Source organism: Acidilobus sp., assembly GCF_049973875.1.
Lineage (GTDB): Archaea > Thermoproteota > Thermoprotei_A > Sulfolobales > Acidilobaceae > Acidilobus.
This window is the reverse complement of sequence record NZ_JBMFJI010000001.1, coordinates 163,205-171,017: the sequence shown is the minus strand read 5'-3', so window position 1 is coordinate 171,017 and position 7,813 is coordinate 163,205. Positions and strand designations below refer to the sequence as shown.

Here is a 7,813-nt window from a genome sequence, read left to right as displayed (position 1 = left end):
CTGAAGAGGAGCGGCCTGCTGGGCATGATCTCCTACCTTGCGGACAAGGCCGAGGACTCGTTCCTCTCGGCCGCCACAGACCCGGCCCTGATGAGGCTCATGGCCCTGCTGGCCTCGGTCAGCTACGGCATAACCAAGGTTGACGCCACGGACCTGGCGAACGCCCAGAACGCCCTGACAGACCTGACATCATGCACCATAGAGTCTCTGGCGAAGCTCGACCTAAGTCATCCAAGGAAGGTCGGCCTCCTGGGCTTGATGAGCTCGCTGAGCGACCCAGACATATCACAAGGCCTTGGAATACTGCTAGATATAGCAAAACAGCTAGGCGCCTGTGCAAGAAGTAAAGGCCAATCTAAACCGTAGACGCTCATAACAAACTGTAACCCTAATCGGAGCTTTTTGATAAGCTGGGATGCCGTATTTGTCAACCCTTTTCTTAATGACATGGCAAATATTAGCGTCGATGACATTAGATAGCCCCTATGATGTCCTCACGCCCTAAGTTTAACAACGGCGACCACTATCTAAGAGTAATACTTTTATATATTGAGCTTCGTAATATTAGCGGTGAACGCAGTGCCGAGAAATTTGAAGGCGATTCCCATAGCAATTACGTTTTTCTTAGTGATGTCAACGCTGATGATGATAAGCGGTGGCCAGCTTAATGCCTCTGCACAGAGCCTAAAGCCTACCTTTACGGCCATAAGCTACTGGGGTCTTAACTCTTCACAGCCTCTTCAGGCATCCCCTGGAAGCTCGTTCCTGCCGCTCACAGTCGTGATCTACTACTTGGGTCCAGTGGAGTTGTTTAACATCACCGCCTACGTGAAGAGCTCTTACCCATTAACTTTGGTGAAGGGCGAGCCCGCCCCCGAAGCTTTCGTGCCGCTGCTTGAGCCCGGAGGCAGCATGAGGCTGGTGTCCCTCTACAACGTCTCAAGTAATGCCACGCCGGGGGTTTACAATGTAACCGTCAACCTAACTTACTACATTGAGGAACGGCTGCCTACGGGCGAAACGGTAACTGTGAAGGGGACAAGCTCGCTTCCTGTCGAGGTGGCAATAACTGGGTACTCGAAGGTTGTAGTGGTGGGCTACAGCACCTACCCAGAGGTCCTCTATGCCAGCGAAAACGCTGCGATCCTTAAGATATACCTTGAAAATGAGGGCAACAGCTTGGCCTCCAACGTCACGGTTAAAGTGGAGCCTCAGAGCCCCCTGAGCATGCTATACCCTAACATGTCAACAATAAAGCTGGGCTACTTACCGCCAGGCCACATAGTTAACCTTAGCGTGCCGCTGACCATAGCTAACGTTACACAGATAACAAGTTACTCCTTCGGCTACTTTAGTGTGCCAAAGCCCCTCAATGCTACGGTTTACATTAATGTAACTTACTCTGGGGGGTACTACCTAGCACCAATAAGCCTATATCTAAGACCTTCGGCATACTTTGCAGCAATAAATGCATACCATAGCCCAATATCCGTCGGCGCCTCAAACGTCTATGTAACTGTGGAGCTGGCCAACGTAGGTTATGGTAAGGCTGAGTACGTCACAGCAACATTGCTGCCCAACCCTATCTTCACGCCATACGTACCCTCCAGCGAGAACCCCTTATTGGCGGTCGACTTCATGAATGAAAGCGTTGGAAACCTCAACAGTGGTGAGGTCCAAAACGTTACATTCGTTATCTCTGTGAGCTCAGGTATAAGGCCTGGGACTTATTACTTGCCGTTGATGTTAACCTGGTATCAGCCCCCAACTATGCAGGCTATGCATCAAATTATACTGGTCCCAGTAAAGGTTGGCGCTGGCTTCCAGCTTAGCATGCCGTCGCTTAGCAGCTCGTCTAACACTATACTATATGTAATAGCCGCAGTCGTAATCATAATATTGGTGGCCATGGCTGTGGTGGGCACAAGAAGAAGGTGACGTCGCTTAATGGAAAGGGCCTCTAGAAGCCCCTATGTCATACTGGCTGACCTGACGCTAGTAACTATGCTGACGATGTACGTCGAAGCCATGGTTATACCGTCGTTGCCTCGCATTCAATCAGCGCTTGCAGCAACTAATGAGGAGGCCGCATGGGTCGTCACAGCGTACCTGGTGGTTGGCGCTGCAGTGGCGCCCCTCTTTGGAAAGATGGGCGACGTTTATGGCAAGAAGAGGCTTTACATGATTGCACTGTCCTTTTACTCTACAGCGGTTCTCACAGCTGGCTTTGCGCCTAACATCTTTGCGCTTATAGCCGCCAGGGCTGTTCAGGGGTTTGGCTTCACGCTGTTCCCGCTGGGGCTTTCTATAATAACGGACACGTTCCCGCGTCGCTTAGTTGCCGTGGCGCAGGGAATACTGAGCGCTATGGTTGCCATAGGCATGACCATAGGCATGATAGCAGGCGCCTACATAGAGGAGTACCTAGGATGGCGTGCCATGTTTCACATAGCTTTTGGGCTTTCGATAGTGATGCTCGTGGCTTCATTGATAGTGTTGGAGTCCTACCCTCCTGTAAGCCATGAACGTATAGACTACGCCAGCACGGTGCTCCTTTCCTTGGGCACAGCGCTAGTTCTTCTGTACCTAACCGAGGCCCCCTACAGAGGATGGATTACAATAGCCCAGCTGCCACTTTTAATTACGGGGGTCGCGCTTTACCTCAGCTTCTTTATATATGAGACCAGGTCCACGAGGACGTTGATAAGGCTTGACCTACTTAAACAGAGAAATGTAATGGTAGCTAACATAGCAGGCCTCGTATCAGGCGTTGCCATGTTTATGCTTTACCTTGGAGTTATATACTTCGCAGAGGAGTCGCCACCTTATGGCCTGGGCCTTTCAGTCATCGGCGCTGCCATGTCCTTGCTCCCAGCGACGCTCGCGATGATAGTCATTTCTCCCCTTGTTGGCCACGCCACCTCAACTCTGGGACCCAAGCCAGTCCTCATATATGGCTCGCTGGTTTCAACAATTGGCTTCCTACTCTTCGTTGTAAACAGGTCAGGGCCCCTTCAGCTTGCCATAGACTCCTTCGTGACAGGGGTAGGCATAGTGTCCATAATGGTGCCCATAGTTAACATGATAGCCGTCTCTGTGCCCGCTGACAGCGTAACTGTAAGCCTAGAGTTTAACACCATGGTTAGGTTCCTGGGCTCTTCAGTAGGCCCTGTCCTGGCTGCTACACTATTGACAACATACAGGGCTCACCTACCCTTCGAGTTCTCTGGAAGGCTTTTCATGTTTTCAGAGGGCAGCGGCGTCGCCTTTAACTACATCTTCTATATTGGAGCTTTAGCGTCACTTGCCACATTAGTGATCTCGCTCTTCACTAAGAACTATGTCCTCAGACAGAGGCGTAATATTACAGCTATTTAGAGCTTAGCCAGCAACTGCGCATTGGTCATTCCGTGCCAATTAAAAATCTTTGAGACATGGGTATTTTCAATTGCATCGCAGTCATAATAACGGTATGCATGATGACTTTAACCTTTATATTGTTCTGGCACGGTTTATAGAAGTTGTAATGTAAAGCCCTAGCGATCTTACTAAAAGATGGGGTCGCCTCGAGGCAAAAGACCTCTGAGGTCATCGAAAGGGAGAGGCTCTCCAAAGTTTCAAGGTTTCACGCTACTGTGCAACTGATAGTTGCTGAGAAGCTAAGGGAGCTAGGATTTGACGTGGTAGTTGAACATCGGATAGACGATGTCCACGTTGCGGATGTTTACGCTCAGGGCTATGATAGAAGTCTAATTGTAGAGGTTGAGACCGGCTACCTGCCTCCCATGTTCATAGACAGGGCGGAAGAGTACATGGAAGCCAAGATAGCAGTGAAGGCTCTTAAGTACTCCTGCGCGGCCGACGAATTCTATGTGGCAACCCCCTCTTATTTAAGGCTCCCCATACCCCATGCGCTCTTAACTGACGCGACGGATTTAAACGAGCTTAAGGTGCTTGGCTCCAAAGTAAGGGATTTCTTCGGCGATAAATGGGAAACCTTGCTACTAAATAAAGGTTCTGAGTGCAAGATCTCAGGGGCCATGTATGTTAACATATCAAAGAGGGACGTTTACATAGTAAAATTTTAATAGCTAAACTAACATATGGACCTCATGCTATGACATGCACGTAACGGAAGAAACGCCACCTATGAGGTCCTAATTAACTTAGGCTCTTGAACCTAGCCCTTTCAGCTCTTGGAGCCCGTCTGGCTCGTACTGTGCTCCTGTTCAGGCGTTATCATAAATACTATCTTGTTTATCATAAGTTCCACTACTTTCTTTATGCCCCTCTGCCCCGGCACGTAATGAGACCTGACTATGCCCGCCTCCTCAAGCTTCCTTATCTGGCTGCTCACGTTGGCCTTGCTTTGGTTTATCAGCGTGGCTATGTCCTCAAGGTCCGTGGGCCCTTTCTGAAGTATGGCCAGAATTTTTGCCCTGCTCTCACTTGCCAGCGCAGACGATACTTTTGCTATCGCACGTGAGCCAACAACGTAAAGGGTGCCATCTCTCGGATAAATTCCCTCCTTTGTTGGTATGCTCTCCTCCATATGCCCCCTCACCTTTTCTTTAGCAGTCATATGTTACTGTATTTGTACTGAGTTAATATTTTTTTGTATTCAAGCTTAGTATATGCGGTGCACATACTTAAACAGGCTTCATATGTACATATAAAACCTCATCATGAAGTAGTAAAGGAAATCCTTGTAACCTTATGATAAAAGCCCTACTTAATAAAGTCTAAATTGAAAGGACTTAGGGGTTTAAAAGGCCGTCGCTTAAGCCTTTTTCGCTCTCCAATTATAAAGTTAAGGCGGTGCCCCCAACGCTGACATTAAACGATAGAGTACGGGCTATTGATGACGTCTCACGCGAGCTACTCCTATCCATCTATAGGATGCACAGGAAGTTTTCATTTGTACCGATTAGCGTTATAGAAGCCACATCCAAGATGCCTCACGAACTGGTTGTTAAGGCCCTTTCTAGGTTAACGGACTCGGGCCTCCTGAGATCAAAGATAGTATCTGGAGAGCACGCCTACCAGCTTACCTTTGCTGGCCTCGACGTCCTCTCAGTAGTTAAACTTATCAGAAGAGGCATTATTGAAAGGGTTGGCGATAAAGTAGGTGTTGGCAAGGAAAGTGACGTGTACTTGGCCTGGACCCCTTCAGGCAGCCCCGTCTCGCTGAAGTTCCACAAAGAGGGGGCCAGATCTTTCAGAACGTTAGCCAGGAAGAGAAACTATGGAAGGGTCCTCGAGAAGGCGCAGTGGATAGACGTAGCTATAGAAAGCGCTGGGAGGGAGCTGAGGGCCCTGGTTATGGTAAGCAGGATGGGAGGTCTGGTGCCCAGACCTATAACCTCTGAGCTACACTGCGTTGTCACGGAGTATTTGGATGGAACCGAGCTTATATCGTATAGGGCTCTCAGCAGGGAGCAAGCCCTCAAGGTGCTCGACGACGTTATAAGCACGGTTACCATAGCGTTCAAGGAAGTAGGCATCGTGCATGGCGATTTAAGCCCTTATAACATATTGGTTGTGCGGAAAGACGATGATGTAAATGGTTACATAATAGACTGGCCTCAATACATAGACGCTTCGGACCCGCGAGCTAGGGAGGCCCTCACGGAGGATCTAAGAAGGCTGGCCTCATATTTTAATAAAAGCTTCGGCCTGGAACTTTCAGCTGAGGACCTAATTAGGAGAGTTGTGGGGAACAGCTAACATGTCCTCAGAGGGGGCGCCCCAGGAACTTTACATGGGCATAGACATAGAGTCCGGGAGCCCTCTCTCGTCCACTAACAGAGCTAAGTACTCGGTAGTCATCATAGACCAGTCCCTTAAGCTCATTGCAAAGCACCAGTCCGTGCCCCTAGCAACGATTATAAGGCTAGCGTGGGAGTATAGGCCCAAATCCATAGCTTCAGATAATGTCATGGAGCTCTCCCTTGACGGCTCAACAGAGAGCATAGCCAGGCTTCTTTCCCTGCTGCCGCCTGGCACTAAGCTCGTTCAGGCAACCGCCACTGAGGAGGGCCTAGTGGACGTTCTGGAAGCTGCTAGGAGGGCTGGCATCGACGTCGCTTCCTCCAAGCTTTCGCCAATGAGAACGGCGTTCATAGTGGCCGCTGTAGTGGCTAGAGGAGGGGGCCAAAGCGTAGGCTTCAGCAGGGAGAAGACGTACATAGTGGTAAGCAGGGGACGAAACACTAAAAGTGGAGGATGGAGCCAGGCAAGATATCAGAGAAGGATAAGGGCCTCCGTCAAAATAGCTGCAGACAAGGTGAAGGAGGCCCTAGATAATGCCAATATAGACTATGACGTCTTCTACAAGACAAGCGAAGGAGGACTTGATTCAGCCATATTCATTATATACGCGCCTCGCGAGAAGCTGATAGGAATAGTCAGGCCGCACCGTGGCATAGATTATTCCATAAGAATAGAGACCAAATATGAAGGTGAGCTAGTTTTTGGTGACGCGACGTCGAAGCCGTCAAGGCCCCTTATAGTCGGTGTCGACGCTGGCATGACTACAGGCCTCGCTGTGCTTGACCTTGAAGGTAGGGTACTGCACCTGGGCAGCTATAAAGAGCTTGACAGAGGCAGGATAGTCAGCATAGTCTCAAGTCTTGGAAAGCCCGTTATTGTGACTACCGACGTCGCAGATCCACCTGAGCTCATTAGAAAGCTTGCCGCCCAGTTAGGCGCTCAGCTCTACCTGCCTAATTATAACATGTCCGTGGCCGAGAAGGAGTATCTCGCTTCAAGAGCTACCGCGGATTCAGAGCTTAAACCAAAGACCCCACATGAAAGGGATTCCCTTGCGGCGGCGTATAGGGCGTTCATAGAATATCACAACAAGCTCTCACAGGTGGAGGCCTACGCCTCAAAGCTAGAGTTTGACATAGATATAGATGAGCTTAAAGCCGATGTAGTGAAGGGGGCTACCCTGGCTGAAGCTGTAGAGAAGCAGATAGCAAGGCTTTTAGGCAATGTTGATGAGAAGTACGAGCACATGAATGTTACTAATAGGCGACAGGTGCAACAGCCATGCGCAGATAGTTCAAAGGTTGAACTCCTCGAAGCTCAGAAGATGTCGCTCGAGAAACAGCTTGAAGACCTGCGCCAGAGGCTGTTCTATGAGGAGAGGGAGCTCTATCTTGCCAAGAAGCAGCTCAAAGCCGAGCTACTTAAGGATGATGAGATAAGGGCCCTCAAGGGAAGGGTCTCAGAGCTTGAATCCTCGCTTGCCAAGCTTCAGGGAGAGCAGGAACACCTTCAAGAGGAAATTCAGAGCCTCAGAAGGGTACTCGTTGACGTGGCCTCAGGGAGACTAGTTGTCGCCCGGAGAGTAAGTGAGCTGAGAAGCTCGCAGCTCAAAAGGTCTGAGGAGCAGCTTGGCCCCATAAGCGCTAACGAAGTAGTTATAGTAGACAATGTTACAGCATTTGACGGTAACGCCGTAGAGTACCTTTCTAAAGCTGGGGTGAAGGCCATACTTGTTAACGACACTGACTCGCCGCTGGCTAACGCAGCCAAGAATCGCGGGATAGCCCCGCTCAGAGTTAACGAGTACGCTATAATACAGGTGGCAGGACTATACCTCGTTAGCTCTAAGGTAGTAAGTGATGCCATGGAATTCGTAGCAAAACTCAAGTCTCAGGAAAGCTCTGATGCCGCTCTGTTAAGTCTGCTTAACGAGTACAGAGCCATGAGAGGCAAAGGCTCTACACCTTAAAGATCTTAGGTTGTGAATATGCGACCCTAATAGAACGCCGTGCGGCTGGTAAAGAAAATGAAAACGAATGCC

At 49.6% G+C, this 7,813-nt stretch carries 7 protein-coding genes; 6 read left to right on the top strand and 1 reads right to left on the bottom strand.

The features are described 5' to 3' along the window. The 4 genes from ACP5H1_RS01005 to ACP5H1_RS00990 form a co-directional block, all read left to right on the top strand. Positions 1 to 366: DUF1641 domain-containing protein (locus ACP5H1_RS01005; RefSeq protein ID WP_427970737.1), on the top strand; the 366-nt coding region annotated here is incomplete at its 5' end. Between the two features lie 183 nt (positions 367 to 549). Then, positions 550 to 1,938 (top strand): COG1361 S-layer family protein, encoded by a 1,389-nt coding sequence (locus tag ACP5H1_RS01000; RefSeq protein ID WP_427970735.1) that lies wholly within the window; start codon positions 550 to 552, stop codon positions 1,936 to 1,938. Between the two features lie 9 nt (positions 1,939 to 1,947). Beyond that, positions 1,948 to 3,378, top strand: coding sequence for an MFS transporter (locus tag ACP5H1_RS00995; protein WP_427970733.1), 1,431 nt, complete (start codon positions 1,948 to 1,950; stop codon positions 3,376 to 3,378). Between the two features lie 257 nt (positions 3,379 to 3,635). Further along, positions 3,636 to 4,088, top strand: coding sequence for a hypothetical protein (locus tag ACP5H1_RS00990; RefSeq protein ID WP_427970731.1), 453 nt, complete (start codon positions 3,636 to 3,638; stop codon positions 4,086 to 4,088). A gap of 101 nt (positions 4,089 to 4,189) precedes the next feature. On the opposite strand, the gene ACP5H1_RS00985 is transcribed toward ACP5H1_RS00990, so the two are convergent. Beyond that, positions 4,190 to 4,552: an ArsR/SmtB family transcription factor gene (locus tag ACP5H1_RS00985; protein ID WP_427970729.1), complete on the bottom strand. Its 363-nt coding sequence runs from the start codon at positions 4,550 to 4,552 to the stop codon at positions 4,190 to 4,192. Positions 4,553 to 4,818: 266 nt separating this feature from the next. Here ACP5H1_RS00985 and ACP5H1_RS00980 point away from each other — a divergent pair, with 266 nt between their 5' ends. Continuing rightward, entirely contained in the window at positions 4,819 to 5,727 is a 909-nt protein-coding gene (locus tag ACP5H1_RS00980; RefSeq protein WP_427970727.1) for an RIO1 family regulatory kinase/ATPase, read from the top strand. 1 nt (position 5,728) lies between these two features. Beyond that, a complete protein-coding gene (locus tag ACP5H1_RS00975) occupies positions 5,729 to 7,741 on the top strand; it encodes a DUF460 domain-containing protein (RefSeq protein ID WP_427970725.1) in 2,013 nt (670 codons plus the stop codon). Positions 7,742 to 7,813: the final 72 nt, after the last annotated feature.